Source organism: Actinomadura sp. K4S16 (assembly GCF_008327685.1).
In the GTDB taxonomy this organism is placed as follows: domain Bacteria; phylum Actinomycetota; class Actinomycetes; order Streptosporangiales; family Streptosporangiaceae; genus Spirillospora.
In genome coordinates this window covers 178,535-194,731 of sequence record NZ_BDDE01000022.1, presented here as the reverse complement: position 1 = coordinate 194,731, position 16,197 = coordinate 178,535, and the positions used below count along the sequence as shown (strand labels likewise).

Sequence of the window (16,197 nt, the reverse complement as noted above, 5' to 3'; positions counted from 1 at the left end):
GCCCACTACCTTCCCGAACCTTGCGGCAATGCCGCTTTTGCCTCGGTATAGAGACAGCGAAGCAGGACGGGCAGACGGTGGCCGATCTTCTGTTCGGCATCGGCAACCGCCGAAGCCGAGGCGGGCGGCGGCAGCGAGCCATGTTTGGCGGCGGCCGCCATGATCTCGGTATCGGTCAGCCGGTCGACTGCGTCGACAGGGGGAAGAACGAGGGGGCGACTGGACGACAGCCCGCAGAGCTGCTGGATGAACATGGCGATCACTTGTCCTGAACCAATCGCTTCTCAACACTCGGCGGAGCAGCTCGGGATTTGATGTCGAATTCGTTGCCCCGGCGTCAAGCGGGATCACCTGGGTGTGGTCGCCCAGGCTGCTGTGGGTCTCGCCAAGGCAGGACCAGGTGTGCGCTTGGTAGGCGAGGTTGTCGAGCTCCCGGTGGAGGGCGAGGGCCTGCTGCAGCAGCGTGACGGCCTGTCGTTGGTCTCCGAGGCGGGCGTGCCATCAGCCGACGTCGGTGAGTGCGTTCGCATGGCCGATCCGATCACCTGCGATCTCGAACAGTTGGCTGGCCTGCTGAGCTGCGGCCAAAGCGTCGGCGGGGCGCTCCTGCAGACCGTAGGTGAGGTTGCGGGCGTAATGGGCTTCGGCCTGGCCGGCAAGGTCGCCCATGGCCTCGGCGAGGTCGAGGGCATGGCCGTAGTGGCGGTGGGCGACCGGGAACCGGCCCAGGTCCGCCTCGGCCGCAGCGAGATGGCGGTGCGCGCGGGCTTGCGCCGCTGTGTCGGCCAGCCGTCGCGCGGCGCCCAGCGCGGCCCGGTGGGCCGCGGCGCGATCGTGCCAGCGGCCACTCCGGTGGAGGAAGACCGAGAGCGCCCAGGCCAGTTGGCAGGCGTGGCGGTTCAGCCCGGCGCGGTTAGCATGCCTGACCACCGGCTGATGGGCCACTACCTCCACTCCGCCCACGCGGCTGACCTGCTGCTGTACCCGCACGGCGAGAAACCGGCCATCAACCCGCCGGAACCCGGCATCACCCTGGCAGCACCGGGCGACCGGGAGCAGGCGCTGACGTGGTTCGCGGCAGAGCGCGAGGTGCTGCTCGCCGCGCCGTTGCAGCCGACCCCGCAGCCGCCGCCGCTGGATGCGCGCGGTGACGCGAGGTAGACGCCGCCTCCTCCTCTTCTGAAGGAGTTGCGGTGCTGGTTGGCGTTGTCCCAGCGTTCGCGGGCTCCGTCGTTGCCGTAGTTGCTGGGCCCTGGTCGGAAGCCGTCGTCGCGGTACTGGCCGGTGGGGTCGGCGTGGTCGATGGGGTTGTTGCCGGCTTAGGAGTAGCCGTTGGCGGTGAGGGGGTCGCCGCCGCCGGTGACGGGGTCGGCGCTGAGGAAGCGGCCGGTGACCGGGTCGTACTCCCGTGCACTCAGGTGGGTGAGGCCGGTGGTGGTGTCCTTGGTGCCGCCGACGTAGCCCCTGTCCATGAGTGTGGGCCACAGACCGATCGGGCTGCTGCGCTCGTTGCCGAAGGGCGCGAATCGGCGAACGCTCCAGTTGTCCTGGTCGACGGCATTGACGGTGGTGTCAGCGCTGCCCTGGGAGTCGGGGACCAGGAACTGGACGGTGGAACTGGAAAGACCCGAGCGGTAGGCGATGTTCTGGCCGGCGTGGCTGTAGTGGCGGACCGCGGTGACGGTCCCGCTCGCAGACACCTTCACTTCCTGGCTGGGCAGGTAGAGGGTCTTGCCGTTGGTGTCCTTGCGGATCAGGCGGTTGCCTGCAGCGTCATACAAGTAGCCGGCCAGTTCCTTGCCGGCGTCATCGGTGACCTTGGACAGGTTGCCTTCGGCGTCCCAGACCAGTTTTTGACCGGGGCGGGTGGTGGTGTTGCCGACCTTGTCGTAGGTGAACAGGTCGGTGGTCTCAGTGACCCCGTCGGATTCGGTGAGCGACTTCAGCGCGTGGGGGCTAGTGGATCAAGTCAGCCGTGTTGGTGACCTTGCTGGAGCCGTTGGCCGGCTGCCGCCCGAACTCGTCGTGTCCTTCCTTGGCTGGCAAGGAGGGCAAGGGCATCGGGTGATGTCAGGACTTCGACGGCCTTTCGCTGGAACCAGTCGGATGCGCCGGTGACTTGGGCGGGCGCCCAGGGTTTGTCCTGGGCGATAGCGGCCAGCAGCGTCCATTCGGTCAGGCGGCGGGTGAGGAAGTCCCGCTCGCCGATGACGCCGGTCATGGTGTGGACCCAGCCTGGAAACCGTTCGTCGGTCAGCAGGAGGCGTGCCTGTTCGTCGATGTGGCGGGCCACTGCGGCCTGTGCCATCGCCTGGTCGGGATCCTGCAGGATCTCGTTCACCAACGTGGGCTCATCGTCGGCGCCCACGGCGGCCAGGGCCCGCAGGTGGCAGGCGTAGCGGCGGTGCTCGTCCGGCTCGGCGGGCCCGTCAACGGGACTGCTCACGCGGCCGCTCCTTCGGGACGTTCGACAAGCCGGCCGCGTCCGCGGACTCGATGAGTTTGAACGCCATGGCCCAACCCGGCCGCCGCGAGCCGGGTCCCTTGCTCTCGATCGGGTTGGTGGTGCGCAGACAAATCCAATGCGCGGCCGGGAAGCGACGGTACGGGCTCGCGGTCACGTCGCACCGCAGCAGGTCTCGCACTCAACGCTCACCGTGATAAGCGGGCCGAAGGGGGTCGGTGACGATGAAGCGCCTTGCATCCGGCCACCTTCTCGCCCACGTCATACCCGCGCGTGTCCCGGCCGACATTCTCAGCTGCCTTGACGCTCTGGGAGTCGATGATGCCCACGCTGGGCTCGGCACCCCGGCCCTTATCCCGCCGGACCTGCTGCCGCAGCACGTCCAGCATCCGCAGCATAGCCCCCTGCTATCCCCCACCGCACGAAGTGCCAGCACACAGCCCGCCAGGCAGGGAGCCAGCAGGCAGCTGCCGCCAAGCGCAGCCGGTGCGCACCACGTACACCGCCCCTACGACCTCACGCCGCAAGTGCTCCTCCGGACGGCGCCCGCCGCCAGGCGCGGGAAAGCAACTACTCCCCAGCGCCCACTCATCGTCGATCAGGCCCCGGGGTTGCACGACGTCCGAGCCGTCGCCACCCCTGCATGAACCAGCGCACGACATCACGCAGTCACAGCGCGACCCTGATCGACTTCTCTACTAGAGCGGTGGACGCCACTCGACCAAGTGCAAATAGCAGAAGCGATGCGTGAGGAACGCGTCGAGCTCGGTGTCGTTCGCGCGGGACGCCGCGCCGCGCGGCACTCGGCCGCCAGCGCCGTGACACGCGCTGGCCAGGGTCCGCGGATTGCTGTGCCCGCGCAGGATGTAACTGGCCGCCCCGCATCTACCCGGGCACGATGTCCGGCTCGCCCCATATCGCGTACGGTCCACCGACCATGTCGGCGTACCCCAGCGGAGAACGCCGACCCGCAGCGGGCCCCAGGATTCTCAAGGCAGCCAGCATGGCTTTCGCCGCCGGCCCCGGCCTCAGATGGTGCACTCAGGATGATCGACCGTCTGGGTGAGCGCTTCGTGAATCTGCGAAGCGTACGGTGGCTCCCGAAACTGGCTCCCGAGACTACGAAGCGGTCATCGGGACACGCAAGATCGCGCCACTGGCGACGCTCTGACCTGCGGAAACTTGGGGTGGGCGATACTGGGTTCGAACCAGTGGCCTCTTCGGTGTGAACACGATCAATGGAGCCCAAGCCTTGTCGCCTCCCGACATCGCCGCAGGTCAAGCGACGTCCTTCACCACGTCACAGCGCGCCTCAAGGAGGATCGAGTCTGTTACACCCTCCCGAAACTAGCATCCTGCTGGGATCGAGAGCGTGTAACCCACCGTAGCCGTGGAGGTCCGGGCCGCTGCACAGTGGGCCGAGCGCATGCCTTCCCGCGTGCGGCCAATAGGCATTGGCCCGACCGTGCTACACCAAACCCCGTACAGCCCATAAAATCGACGCTCATCTGCGCGGCTTCCCTTGATCAAGAAGCGGCACCCCTATGGGAGTTACGAACTCAAGCCCCTTGCGTCTACGCCTTCTCACCAAGTCGGCGCGCCATCGTACGGAAACCCGACGCGGGCATGTCGTCAAAGGTTCCGGACAGCGCAATGCCCAGCCACTCCGACATGGACAAGTGCAGAGGGAACAAGGCATCATCGTGATCGGCATCGATAGATTCGTCGCGCGGGTATGGCCCCATTGGATCCCAAACCCAGATAGAGCCCCGATCGTCTCGGCAGTCGACGAGCAGCCAGACGGCGCTTCCCCAGTCGCACAACCAGACCATGCCGTTGGGGACCAACTGCTCTTCACCTGAACTGAACAGGTCGTACTGGTTCACTAGATCGGTCCAGTGGTCCTGGGCCAGCGTTCCGGGCACGCCGAGGACGCCGCCTTTGGGCCCGAAGCCTCCGTTCGCCACCTCGGTATAGAGACGGCGAAGCAGGACGGGCAGACGGTGGCCGATCTTCTGTTCGGCATCGGCAACCGCCGAAGCCGAGGCGGGCGGCGGCAGGGAGCCATGTTTGGCGGCGGCCGCCATGATCTCGGTATCGGCCAGCCGGTCGACTGCGTCGACACGGGGAAGAATCTTTGGGTCATCAGGCACTCGGCGCCGCTCGGCGATGGCCTGGAGACTGGACGTCTCGAAGGCTTTCTCGAGGGCTCCACTGAGTGACTCGGTTAGCCATTCTTCGAAAGTCATATTCTGCGGGAAAAGGCAAGTGAAGTCGGCATCCTCCGGTCCGTTGGGATCCCAACCCCACATCGGGCCGGATGGATCACGACAATCGACGACGGACCAGATTCCGCAGCCCCATTCGAACAACCACAGCAATCCCTGATACGCTCCATCCTCATTAAACGCTTCACTGATCTCAGTGATGTGGGCCCAGTCAGGGTGGTGCTCATAGTCGCTGCCGGCCAGACCGAGAACCCCTTCCCGAGGACCGAAGCCGCCGTTTGCACCCTCGAGGTATAGCCTTCGAAGCAGCGGCGGCAGTGGATGACCAAGTGCTCGCTCGGCCTCGGCGACCGCCTCGGGTGGTGCTGGTGGCAGCAAACCGGGCAGGCGCTGGATCATTTCGACGATCTCGTCCTCGGTCATGTGTCCATCCTCAGTTCGGCTGTGCGGGTTTCGGCCGGGGAGGGATAGACTCATCCCCTCCCCGGCGTGGAGCGGTCGATCAGCTAACGGCGGCCCCTGAAACCACCGCTGCCAGCGCGGCCGCCTCCAGATCCTCGAGAGAACATGCCTCCCCAGTAACTGCGCGCCGTAACCCAGGTGGCAGTTTTGCCGCTAAGCCCGAACGCTGTTCGTAGGTTCTTGAGCAGTTGCCCGGTGACCTGGGTTCCCTCGACCATGCCATTCGATCCCATCTTCACGCTCTTGGCCGGATCCCCGATGAACTTGTTGATGTTGCCCTCGCACTGCCGGGAGCAGATCCGGCTGGTCGTGAACGCGGTATGCACGCTGATGATACGACCGCCCAGGTCCCTGATCTGCTGGGCTACGTTGGCGCGGAAGTCCGCCGCTGCTCGCTCCGCATGCCCTGCGGTGCTGCCAGACGGCGCTCCTGGCGCCTTGTAGATCGTCACCCCAAGCCTGGTCAGGTCTCTCTCCAAGTCCTTCGGCAGACCGGACTTGCTAGTGAACGCGACAACCCGAGGAACCGGGCCGTCGGAGGTCTGAACGGTGACGCGGGACAGCAGGACAGCGAAGTTGCCGCGTTGCGGGCCTGACATCTTCTGCAGGTGACCGGCGAGCGTGGAGAGGCTGGCGCCGAGAATGAAGCCCGCGGCTTGGTTCGCCTGCTCAGAAGTCATCCCCGGCGGGGGGTTGGACAGGTCGGGATCGTTTAGTTTCTCGAGGTCGCCGGGGTTGGGCAGCCCCTGCCGAGTGCGTTCGGCGTAGTACGCCTCCCTTCCGCGCTCGTGGCAGGCGCGCGACGACGCGTCGTCGGTCGGAGCGCAGCCGTGCGGGTCGTGCCCGTCCAACTCGATGAGGTTGACCGGGTTTCCGCCCGCGAAGGCGTACCGGTTGCTGGTCCACGGATCGGTTCCCAGGTCCAGGTCGTCCAGGGCACCGGTGTACATGTCTCGCGTTAGGAAGCGGTTCAGGCCGGGGTCGTAGTCGCGGAACCCCATGTCGTAATCGCGAGAAGCGGAGTCCCAGCGCTTGGCGTTGAACCTGTAAGGGTTGTAAGGCTCCTTGGTCGGGTCCTGGGGATCAGGTTTGTCGATGCCCGTGGTTTCGGCGTCCTCGCCGGAGCCGTAGGCGGTGTAGCCGTAGGTGGCTTTGGTTCCGCCGGCCTGATCAGTAAGCGTCTCGACATCGCCGTGAGCGTTATAGCCGTAGTAGCCGCCCTCGCCCGCATCGGAGCCGTGCTTCACCTGGGACAGCCGTTCACCCCACGGGCTGTGCTGGTAGGACTTGGTGATCTCGCCAGCGGACTCTTCGGTGAGAACCTCAGCCGACAGCCCGAGGTAGTGGTAAGTGGTGGTCTTCTCGCTGTCTCCGCCCACGCCGGTGGTCCTGGAGCTGGTGCGGTCGAGCGGGTCGTAGGTGTAGTGGGTGCTGGACAGGCTCCCGGTCCCGCCCTGGGTCTGCTTTTCGATGATGCGGTCGAATCCGTCGTATTTATTGCGCTCGATGATGCGCCCAGCGGCCGTGACGGTGTCGATCCTGCCGAAGGGGTCGTAGTTGTACGTGCCGACGACGCCGCCGGAGGCCGAGGTGAGAAGTCGGTTCCGGTCATAGTCGTACGTGGTCGTGACTTCGTTAACCGTTTGCTCGATGACGTTATTGTTCGCGTCATGAACATAGGTCTCGGTTCCCGCGCCTGCGCCGGTCTTGACCACCCTGGCCACCCGGTCACGCGGGTCGTAGGTGTAGTCGGCGGTTGTCGTGAGGTACGCGTTAGGGGTATCGGCGTTCAGCTTCCGGCCCACATCTCGGCTGCGCTGCCCGTTGAGGTCGTAGTCGAGGGAGTGTTCGGAAACAACAGTGCCGTCGTTCTTCTTCTCTGTCTGCTGCCTGATCAAGCCGTCGAGATAGTAGTCGAAATCGACGGTGTTGCCGTTGCCCTTGACCTGGTGCAGCCGCTGCCCCCGCGCCGTGTAGGTGAACGTCGTCAGTTTCGGGGTGGGGTCGGACTCTGAATTCGCGTGGCTGACCCTCGCCGGCAGGTCACGGACGTCGTACTCGAAGGTCGCGTACTCCCGGTCGTGCTTCTGCGTCTTGGGCTGACCGTTCTCGTCGTAGGTGAACGACGTGGCGTTCTCCAAAACGCCGTTGAGCCTCTCTTCGACCTTAGATACCTGATTCAGACGGGTGTATGTGACCGCATAGTCGTCGACCCTCGCATTGGAGCTCGAATCGCTGATCGAGATAAGGTTTGCGTTCGGATCGTAGCGGTACTCGAAATGCTTTCCCTCGGTGTCGGCGTCGCCGCTGTTGTCACGGACCAGCCTCACGGAGTCGGCGACCACAGTCGTCCCGGGAGTGGCCTTGTCCGTTAGGATGACCCGGTGCGTGGTGCCCTCGTCGAACTGGTATCGTCCGAGGCTGATCCACTGCCCCGGCTGCGCTTTCTGGTCGATGGTCTTTGCTGCGGTTCCGGTCTTATGGTCGATCTTCAATTCGGCGTCCGGCGCTGCATTCGCCACGTCGGGGTAGCGGACGAAGACCTCGTACTCGCCGGACTGCGGGATGTTCAGCCCCCACTGGAACTGGCCGGACCCGTCCCCCGCGGGCTTGGTGTGGAAATTCGGTCCGTAAAGTCCTTCGCCTTGCGAGGAGGCTGTCCACGTGCCCGCTACACGGGTGTTGTTGAAGTCGGAATTGTCGACCAGGACGGAGTGCCCTCCTACCGGCACGCCGTCATCGGTCCGTGTCCTTGGCTTACCGTCCGGGTAATAGGTCCAGCTCATCACGCGGCTGGGCGACCCGCCGGCGCCGGTGAGAGTGTTCTTCGTGGGCTGCCCGAGCGCGTCGTACTCGTACGAGGTAGTGATGTCCCACGGGTCTCGCGAGGTCTTGATCCAGCCGTTGTCGTAGTGGGTGTAAACGGTGTCGTTGCGTACCGTCTGGCCGCTTGAGGGCGGTGAGCTGACCTTGGTCAGGTTGCCGACCGCGTCGTAGGCCCGGATAGTCCTGTCGGGACGGTTGTAACGCGGGTCGTCCGCGTCGTAGCCGTAGATCTCTTCTTTGACCCGGTTCAGTTCGTCATAGACGATCTGCTGCACAAAGTCGTCGGGGTCATCAGCGGTCGCGACACCGCGGGGGGTGATGATCTTGGTGCGGTTGCCAACCTGGTCGTACTCATACCGGGTCGTGCGGTAGACGACGGTGTCGCCGTCCTTTCGGTGCGGGATCCTGACCTCTGTCGGGTTCCCGCGGGGGTTCAGCGTGACGAGCGTGTCGTTGCCGTCCTCGTCCGTCGTGTTCGTGGCCAGGCCGTCGCGGTCGTAACCTGTTTCGCGGATCCCTCCAGCCGCGTTGGTCGTGGCCGTCACCCGATGTGCCAGGTCGTAGGTGTACTTGGTGGTGTAGTCGTCAGTAGCCGGAGTGGCGTTCTTGCGCGGGTCCACAAGGGTGGTCACGTTTCCCGCGTCGTCGTAGGCGTAGGAGAGCTTGTGACCTTCGGCGTTGGTGACCGAGGTGAGCCTTTCAATCTCGTCGTAGCCGTAGGTCGTGGTGTAGTCCCCCGGCTCGTCCGTCAAGTTCCCCTTGGGCTCGGTCTCTGACGTGAGGTTGCCGTTCCTGTCATAGGTGTAGGTGGTCCTGCGCTCGGGGTCGCCGGGCTCGTCCTCCGGTTCGACCACTTGAGTGACCTGATCGACGGCGTCGTAGGTCGCCGCCGCAGCAGTTCCGTTGGGCGCATACTGCCGCAAAACGTTGTCATTGGGGTCATAGAGCGGTGCCGCCGTGACGATGTACTCGCCAGCCGACTGGTCCTTGGGGGATCTGTTCTCCAGCGACCTGCTGAACTCGTCGTATCCCTGCGTCGTGGCCTTCCCGCGGGCGTCTGTGAGTTTGGTGACGTTGCCTCGCACGTCGTACTCGAAGGTGGTGACGTTGCCAAGCGGGTCGGTCATCTTCTGCGGGTAACCGGATGCATCGAAATCTGAGTGCCTGGTGGTGTGGTCGTTGGCATCGGTGGCCGTCTCAAGTTGGCCCCAGGTGTCGTAGGTATAGGTGGCGGTGTAGTCGCCGTCTTCTGGGGTGGCATTTCCGAGGGGGTCAGTGACCGCGCTCAGGCTCCCCTCAGCGGAGTAGGCGAAGGTCCAAAGCCGCCCCTCGGGGCTTTTCTTGGCAATCAGGTCTGCGATGTGGCCGTTGAGGCCGGTCTGGTACGTGAGAGTGGTACCGCTCCAGGCGTTCTTGACGGCTTCGGCATCTTTGATCTCTGTGGGGTAGCCGGTCTTGGGGTCGTAAGACCATGTCGAGATCGCTGGAGTGGCGCCGGTGGTGGCGGGAGGTTCTTCGAGGCGGGTGACGTTGTTGTCGTCGTCCCAGCCGAGTTTGGTTGTCTGTCGTTTGGCGTTGGTGCTTTGTATGGGGCGGCCTTTGCCGTCCATCAGGTAGGTGGTGGCGTGGTTTTCAGCGTCGGTGACGACGGTCTGAACCTGCTGGCCTTGGGTGCCGTCAGGGTCCGTGTAGGCGTAAGAAGTGGAGTTGTTCAGCCGGTCGGTGATGGTCTTCAGTGACCATTTAAATTTGGGGTCGTCTTCGGGGGTGTCGTAGTAGGCCAGGTTGGTGGCGTGGCCGCGGGGGTCGGTGACTTTGATGAGTTTGACGTTCTTGTTGCCCTGGGTGGCGTCGTACTGGAATCCGAACACCTTGGGCTGGGAGGAGCCGGCGCCGTCGACGAGTTCTCCGAGGAGGCCTTTGTCGGAGTAGGTGAAGGTTAGGGTGCGGCCGGAGATGTCGGTGATGGTCTTGACGTGGTCGATGATGTGGGGGTTGGTCAGGCCGGTGCCGGTCTTCTTCTCCCAGGTGGTGTCGTCGATGTAGGAGTAGTCCTGGCCCTTGGCCCAGTAGTCGATGGTGAGGGTTTGCCGGCCGGTGGGGTCGGTGATGTAGCGCAGGAATTTGGTGGGCTTGTTCTGGGAGCGGCGGACTTCGTAGGTGAAGTCCATTCGGTTGCCGTTGTTGTCCTCGATGGAGGAGATGTAGCCGTCGCAGTCGAAGAAGAACTGGGTGCGGTCGGGGCGGGTCATCACCCAGGCGCGCGATATCTCGTCTTTGGGTTTGCATTCGGCGAGGCGTTGCAGGTAGTAGTGCACGCCCGCGGGGGCGACGTATTCGTCGTCGGCGGGATCGGTGTTGCCTTTGTCGTCGAGGGTGAAGGTGTGGGTGGTGCCGTCGCCGTCGGTGAGGGAGACGGTGCGTCCCTTGGTGTTGGGGTGGGGGTCGACGGGGCTGCCGAGCCGCATCGGTGAGGACGCTTGGATGGACCAGCCGTAGCCGGCGACGGTGTCGGAGGTGTCCTTGGAGTTGTAGGCAAGGCGCAGGAAGGTGGCCAGGCCGCGGGAGGGGTTGGTGAAGGCGTTGTACTGCCAGACCGCGTTCCCGGCGTGCAGGTTGTTCATGACCGTGGAGCCGGCGCCGGTGTTCTTGCCGGCGTAGGCGTAGAACTTCTCCAGTCCGACCTGGTCGGAGGTGGATTCTTCGACGGCCAGGCTCTGCTTGAGCGCGCCGACCTTGTCCACCGCGGCGGCGCGGGCCGCTGCCGCTGTGCCGGACGACAGCCAGGTGCTGGTCGTGGTGTTCCACATGTCCCATTCCAGGACGTGGTCGACGCGTTTGTTGCCCTCGATGGACGCCGGTGGCGCTTTGACCTGGGCCTGGACGGTGACGGCGTCGCCGGGGACCAGGTTCTTGGGCAGTGCGGTGTGGGTCTGCTGCACGGTGACGGGGGACCCGTCGGGGCGGCTCCAGCGGTAGGACAGCACCCAGTCGGCCTGGTTCCAGGTTGAGGTGGTGGTGTTGGTGAGGGTGACGTCGACGGTCTGGGTGGAGTCGGGCGCCACCTTGGCGGGAGTCGCGGGAACGTAGTAGGTGTTCTCCGGCGTGGTCTCCAGATAGGTGACGACCAGCTGGGGGCGCAGTTGGGGTTCGCGGCCTTCGCTGGAGGTGAAGATCGCGCGTTCGGCGGGTGTGGACTCGTTGGCGAGCTTGACGATGGCGCCCTTGTTGGAGGCCGGGTCGGCGACCCATTTCTGCGCCAGCGAGGTCGCGTTGAGGACACGCTGTTGCGGGTCGTTGCTCCAGTTGCTTCCGGTGCCGGACACGGTGGTGTCCATGTCGCCGCCCGGTGTGGTCCAGGAGGTGGTGGCGTCGGCCTTGTTCCAGGTCGCGGTCGTTTCGGTGAAGCCGCGGGTCAGGCCGCGCAGCTCATAGGTGGCGGTTCCGCCGGGGTCGACTCCCGCGCTCCACAGCCGTACTTGGGCGTCCAGAACGCTTGCGGTGGTAGGGATGTCGGATAGGGCGGGGAATTTCAGTACGGCGCGGGAGGTGCCGTAGGTGGCGCTGTTGTTGCCGACCATCAGCCAGGGTTCGCCGGCCAGGACGTCTTGGTTGTCGTCCGGGCGGGAGGCGGTGAGGGTGGTGTCGGTGACGCCGGACTGGTAGATCCGGTAGGCGCGTCCGGCCTTGGGCAGGCGGGCGAGCTGGGTCGGGCCCGGGGTGATCTTTCCGTCGCGGGTTTTGACGGCGACCATGTAGTAGTAGGAGTTGCCGAACGGGTCGGTGCTGTCGGCGGGGGTGGGTTGGGCGGTGGTGTCGGTGTAGGTGCGGACGTCCTTGGACACCGGCGCGATGAGTGTGGCCTGGGAGGGGGTGAAGGTCTGCCACACCGAGCGGTGGACCTGGTACTCCACGATGTCGTCGTCGGCCGACGTCGAGGGGTCGTTGTAGGCGGGCCAGGTCAGATCGGCGCCGGTGGCGTGGATGGTGGTCGGGGAGTTGACCTCGACGCCGGGGCGGCCGTAGGTGACGACGAGTTTGGGGTAGGTCGCGGTCTCGCCGTTGTAGAAGAACAGGCTGCCCTCATACCTGGGCCCGCCCTGTCCGAGGGTGTTCTCGTCGCGGGCTTTGATGACGAACCCGTGGTTGGGTTGGGAGCCGTCCAGCCAGTGCTGCACGGTGTCGCGGACCGAGAAGGAATGCCATGCCGAGGCGTCGTCGCCGGCCGGGCGGACGGCGGTGCCTTCCCTGTACAGCCGGACGGCGTCGGCGATCACGCGTTTGGAGGAGTCGGAGACGTCGCCGAGCTTCACCGATCCTTGCGTTCCGGCGGCGAAGGGGTGTGAGCCGAGGGTCTTCCACACGCCCGCGGCCTTGGTCCCGGCGGACTGGTCGATCGGGTAGAGCTTGCTGCCGCCGTTGTAGGTGACGGTGTAGGGGGCGGTGGTGGCGGCGTCGTCGTACTGCTTGTAGTGCGCCTGCACCTGGTAGGTGCCGGTCTCGGTGACCCGGGGCACCCAGGTGTAGGAGTCGCCGGTGGTGGCGTTCTTGGAGGTGTACAGGTCGTTGCCGACGGCGCTGCCGTCGAAGGTGTTCAGCCGGGTCCAGGTGCCGTTGAGCGCGGTCTTGCCGGGGTCGCCGTCGTCGACCTGCTCGGTGTTGCCGCTCAGCTCGCCGGTGATCGCGTTGGCGCTGTTCCAGGTCGCGGTGGTCTCGTCCCACGCCGCTGTGGCGCGCCGGGCCTCCAGGGTGACGGCATTGGCGGAGCTGGTGTGGTTCTGGTCGTAGTACAGCTGCAGTTGCGCCGAGTCGATCTGAGTGCCGGCCGGAATCTGGTCCAGGGGGAACTTCAGCAGCGCGCGGGATTTGCCGGTGTTGGTGGTGCCGACCGACAGCCGCCAGGTGTCGTCGTAGTTCTGGGTCGGCCCGTCGGAGGAGATCATGGTGTCCTGCGACTGGGTGGGCGTCGGCGCGATCTTGATGGTGGGGTCGATCACCACCGGGTAGGTGCGCTTGGCGTCGTTCAGCCAGGTCTTGTCGGCTCGGACGGTGATGTGCAGCAGCCCGGCTTTGGCGTCCCACCGCATCGACTGGGTGACCTTCGGGCTCCAGGCCTTCCCGTACGGGGACGCGGCATCAGCCTTGGAGTCGTACATGAACGGCTTGGGCATTACGAAGACCGGACGGCCGTCGAAGTCGCCCTTGTAGAAGGCGATCGCACCGTCCGGGCGCTGCCAGGCCCGCACTCCGGCGGCCTTGACGGTGAAGCTGTAGGTGCCGTCCTTGGGCGGCGCGTCCAGGACGATCTTCTCCTTCAGCGCGTCCCGGGCGATCTCATAGGACACGTCCGCGCCGTCGCCGAGCAGGCCCTGGTAGGTGACGGTGTTGCCGGTGGCCTTGGGCTTGTCCGGCGTGGCCTGCGGGGTCCCGAGCGTCAGGCTCGCTCCGTTGGCGTCGAAGGTGACCAGTTCGTCGGGGCGGGTGCTGAAGAAGCTGTGGAAGGTGTTGGTCTGGTTGCCGTAGACGAAGCCCTTGCGGTCGGCCGGTTTGATGCGCGGGTCGATGTCGTGCCAGTCGCCGTCCTTGCCGCGGTAGTGCAGCGGGACGGCCGACAACTCCTTCTGCAGCCTGCCGTCCGACAACTCGTACACTTTGGCGTTCGCCGTCCGGCGGCCCGTCAGCTCCTTGACGCGCTTGGCCGGTGCCGCCTTCTTCCTGGCCGGTGCCGGGTCGTTGCGGGGCACACCACCGGCCGGCAGTCTGCGCGGCTTGGGGTCGTTATCGCCGAACCAGCCTTTGAAGCGGTCCCAGGCGTTGCGTTTGCTCTCGGGCTTCCATCCGTCTCCCGGGTCGGACACCTCGGCGCCCGCGGCGGGCTGCTGCGCTCTGGCCGGCGGTGCCAGCGCCAGCGCCAGAACCACGACCAGGATTCCTGCCAGGAGCCTGCGAAACCTGCTCACCACAAAGGGGTCCCTTCACACCCGGCCGCCGAAGGCACGACGTTCGACGGCCGCAACCGGAGAAACGCACAGCAAGGCAGATCTCCGGGCAGGATTGAACGCAGAGACCTTGGTCCACAAAAATGCGATACCGCTAGGAGAACAGCGGCGGCTTAACAGGGCAGATGGCGGTTAAGACGCTTTATTACCTGGCCTTCAATCCCCGTCGGGGACTCGTCGAACCTCCAAAGAAAGCTTGAGGACGCGCTCCCCCACGGCACATCGCACCATCACCGGAACGGCGACTCCCGAGCCGGGCGAAGCCGTTCCGCCTTGGACGATGCACGGCCGGATGATCTCCGTCAACCCCCTGCCACCAGGGGATGCCGACATCGGCCACCGCGATCGTGCGATCGTCCTCCCAGGTAAGCGTCACCCCATAGGCGAACGTCACATCGAACCCGGAAATTTTCTTGAAGACCCTTCTGACGTGCCGAAACAGAGAGAGACACCACTGGCCCCGGCGCGCGAACATCAACCTAGATCACTTGGACCTGTTTTTCGCAACGAACCCAGCGGAACAATCATGCCAATCCGGCAATGGATCAATGATGGAGTTCGTGTTAAAACCTGGAATTACCGGGCACCGGGCGATCCGAAGCTTTCGATATACCGAAAGTGCGGCGTCGAACGACAGCCCGTTACCCGGATCCCCAAGGAGGACAAAAGGTGAGGGCTCGCCCGCTGATCGCCGCCATGACCGCCGCGCTCACGGCCACACTGACCACCACCATGACGATCACCGGGCCGACCGCCCGCGCCGCCCAGCCCGCCACCGCACCGACCAGCGACTTCGACCACGACGGCTACCAGGACCTGGTCGTCGGCGCCCCGGCGGCCACCGCCAACGGACAGGCCGAAGCCGGCTCGGTCACCGTCGTCCACGGCGCCCCGGGCGGCATCACCACCACCCGGGCCGTCGTGCTGAACCAGGAGAGCCCCAACGTGCCCGGGGTCTCCGAAGCAGGCGACGCCTTCGGCACCGCCATTGCCACCGGCGACCTGAACGGTGACGGCTACGCCGACCTGGTGGTCGGGCAGCCCGGCGAAGACCTCGACACCATCACCGACGCGGGCTCGGCGATCCTGCTCTACGGCGGCGCCACCGGCTTCGCCACCACCGCCGGGATCGGCCTGCCCGTGGACGCACGCGGCCCCGGGGACCGCTTCGCCGAAGCGCTGTCCATCGGCGACTTCAACGGCAACGGCAGCAACGACCTGGCCGCCCTCACCGCCAGCGGCATCGTCCAGCCCTACTACGACGGAGCCACCACGGCCACACTCGCCGGGGCCCAGAACAGCGGATCAGGCGGCACCGAGCTGCGTCCGGGAACCCGCGGACGCTACCGCGCCATCCCCCGCTCCACGCTCAACGCCGCCTCCACCACCGGAACCGTCACCCGCTCGACGGCCGCCGACATCAACGGCGACGGCTACACCGACCTGGCCATCACCTACCTCGGCACCGACGGCCGCACCAGCCTGGTCACCATCCCCGGCTCCACCGCAGGACTGGACTACGACGCACTCACCGCCATCCCCGGCGGAGGCCGCGCCCTGGCCTCAGGCGACCTCGACCACGACGGCTACGCCGACGTCATCGCAGGCCAGCCAATCGCCTCCGACAACGCCACCACCACCATCGGCGGCGCCGTCACCGCTTACTACGGCGGCCCGACCGGCATCACCGCCACCAGCCGCCGCACCACCATCACCCAAGACACCACAGGCGTCCCCGGCACCGGCGCCGACGGTGACGACATGGGCCTGTCCGTCGCCGCTGGAGACGTCAACAACGACGGCTACGACGACGTCTACACCGGCATCCCGCACAAGGACATCACCAACACCGCGCTGCGCACCGACGCCGGCACAGCCCTCCTGCTCTACGGCAGCTCCACCGGCCTGACCGGCACCGGGTCCGTCCTCATCCACCAAGACCTCGGCCAAGTCCCCGGAGGCGCCGAAACAGGCGACGAGTTCGGCTCCGCCGTCGCACTCGCCGACACCGACAACGACGGCCACGCCGACACCGCGACCGGCGTCGAAGGCGAGAACACCGGAGACGGCGGCATCAGCCACCTCCTCGGCGCCGCCACCATGCCACCCGCCACCACCGGCACCGCCTACCTCGGCAGCGCCCTCGGCCTCGGCACCACCTCCTACGCCGGACGCGTCCTGGCCCCCTGACCGGCCACCGAACCCACCCCTGCCCCGT

Annotated in this window: 11 protein-coding genes; 3 read left to right on the top strand and 8 right to left on the bottom strand. The window is 65.8% G+C overall.

Translation table 11 applies throughout. The annotated features are described in order from the left end of the window. Nucleotides 1–5: 5 nt before the first annotated feature. Nucleotides 6–263 carry a hypothetical protein gene (locus K4S16_RS34785; protein ID WP_149263308.1) on the bottom strand — a complete coding sequence of 86 codons (258 nt, stop codon included), beginning with the start codon at nucleotides 261–263 and terminating at the stop codon, nucleotides 6–8. A gap of 172 nt (nucleotides 264–435) precedes the next feature. Here K4S16_RS34785 and K4S16_RS34780 point away from each other — a divergent pair, with 172 nt between their 5' ends. Then, the gene (locus tag K4S16_RS34780; protein WP_149263307.1) at nucleotides 436–1,161 is read left to right on the top strand and encodes a hypothetical protein; all 726 of its coding nucleotides are present in this window, start codon (nucleotides 436–438) and stop codon (nucleotides 1,159–1,161) included. A gap of 158 nt (nucleotides 1,162–1,319) precedes the next feature. Here the strand turns inward: K4S16_RS34780 and K4S16_RS34775 are convergent, their stop codons facing one another. The 7 genes from K4S16_RS34775 to K4S16_RS34745 form a co-directional block, all read right to left on the bottom strand. Further along, nucleotides 1,320–1,850: an RHS repeat-associated core domain-containing protein gene (locus tag K4S16_RS34775; RefSeq protein ID WP_268843293.1), complete on the bottom strand. Its 531-nt coding sequence runs from the start codon at nucleotides 1,848–1,850 to the stop codon at nucleotides 1,320–1,322. 119 nt (nucleotides 1,851–1,969) lie between these two features. Continuing rightward, the gene (locus K4S16_RS34770; protein WP_149263305.1) at nucleotides 1,970–2,446 is read right to left on the bottom strand and encodes a hypothetical protein; all 477 of its coding nucleotides are present in this window, start codon (nucleotides 2,444–2,446) and stop codon (nucleotides 1,970–1,972) included. Then, the gene (locus tag K4S16_RS34765; RefSeq protein WP_149263304.1) at nucleotides 2,430–2,645 is read right to left on the bottom strand and encodes a hypothetical protein; all 216 of its coding nucleotides are present in this window, start codon (nucleotides 2,643–2,645) and stop codon (nucleotides 2,430–2,432) included. Before K4S16_RS34765 ends, K4S16_RS34770 begins: the two co-directional genes overlap by 17 nt. Before the next feature lie 226 nt (nucleotides 2,646–2,871). Continuing rightward, complete coding sequence (locus K4S16_RS47025) at nucleotides 2,872–3,126, bottom strand: transposase (protein ID WP_375708358.1); 255 nt, start codon at nucleotides 3,124–3,126, stop codon at nucleotides 2,872–2,874. Between the two features lie 36 nt (nucleotides 3,127–3,162). Continuing rightward, nucleotides 3,163–3,396: an RtcB family protein gene (locus tag K4S16_RS47020; RefSeq protein ID WP_160161131.1), complete on the bottom strand. Its 234-nt coding sequence runs from the start codon at nucleotides 3,394–3,396 to the stop codon at nucleotides 3,163–3,165. Between the two features lie 642 nt (nucleotides 3,397–4,038). Continuing rightward, nucleotides 4,039–5,115 carry an SMI1/KNR4 family protein gene (locus tag K4S16_RS34750; RefSeq protein ID WP_149263302.1) on the bottom strand — a complete coding sequence of 359 codons (1,077 nt, stop codon included), beginning with the start codon at nucleotides 5,113–5,115 and terminating at the stop codon, nucleotides 4,039–4,041. A gap of 83 nt (nucleotides 5,116–5,198) precedes the next feature. Continuing rightward, the gene (locus K4S16_RS34745; protein WP_149263301.1) at nucleotides 5,199–13,901 is read right to left on the bottom strand and encodes a DNRLRE domain-containing protein; all 8,703 of its coding nucleotides are present in this window, start codon (nucleotides 13,899–13,901) and stop codon (nucleotides 5,199–5,201) included. A 370-nt stretch (nucleotides 13,902–14,271) separates the two neighbouring features. Between K4S16_RS34745 and K4S16_RS34740 the strand changes: the two genes are divergently transcribed. Then, nucleotides 14,272–14,652, top strand: coding sequence for a hypothetical protein (locus K4S16_RS34740; RefSeq protein ID WP_149263300.1), 381 nt, complete (start codon nucleotides 14,272–14,274; stop codon nucleotides 14,650–14,652). Beyond that, nucleotides 14,649–16,169: an FG-GAP-like repeat-containing protein gene (locus K4S16_RS34735; protein WP_149263299.1), complete on the top strand. Its 1,521-nt coding sequence runs from the start codon at nucleotides 14,649–14,651 to the stop codon at nucleotides 16,167–16,169. The genes K4S16_RS34740 and K4S16_RS34735 overlap by 4 nt, the downstream gene beginning before the upstream one ends. Nucleotides 16,170–16,197: the final 28 nt, after the last annotated feature.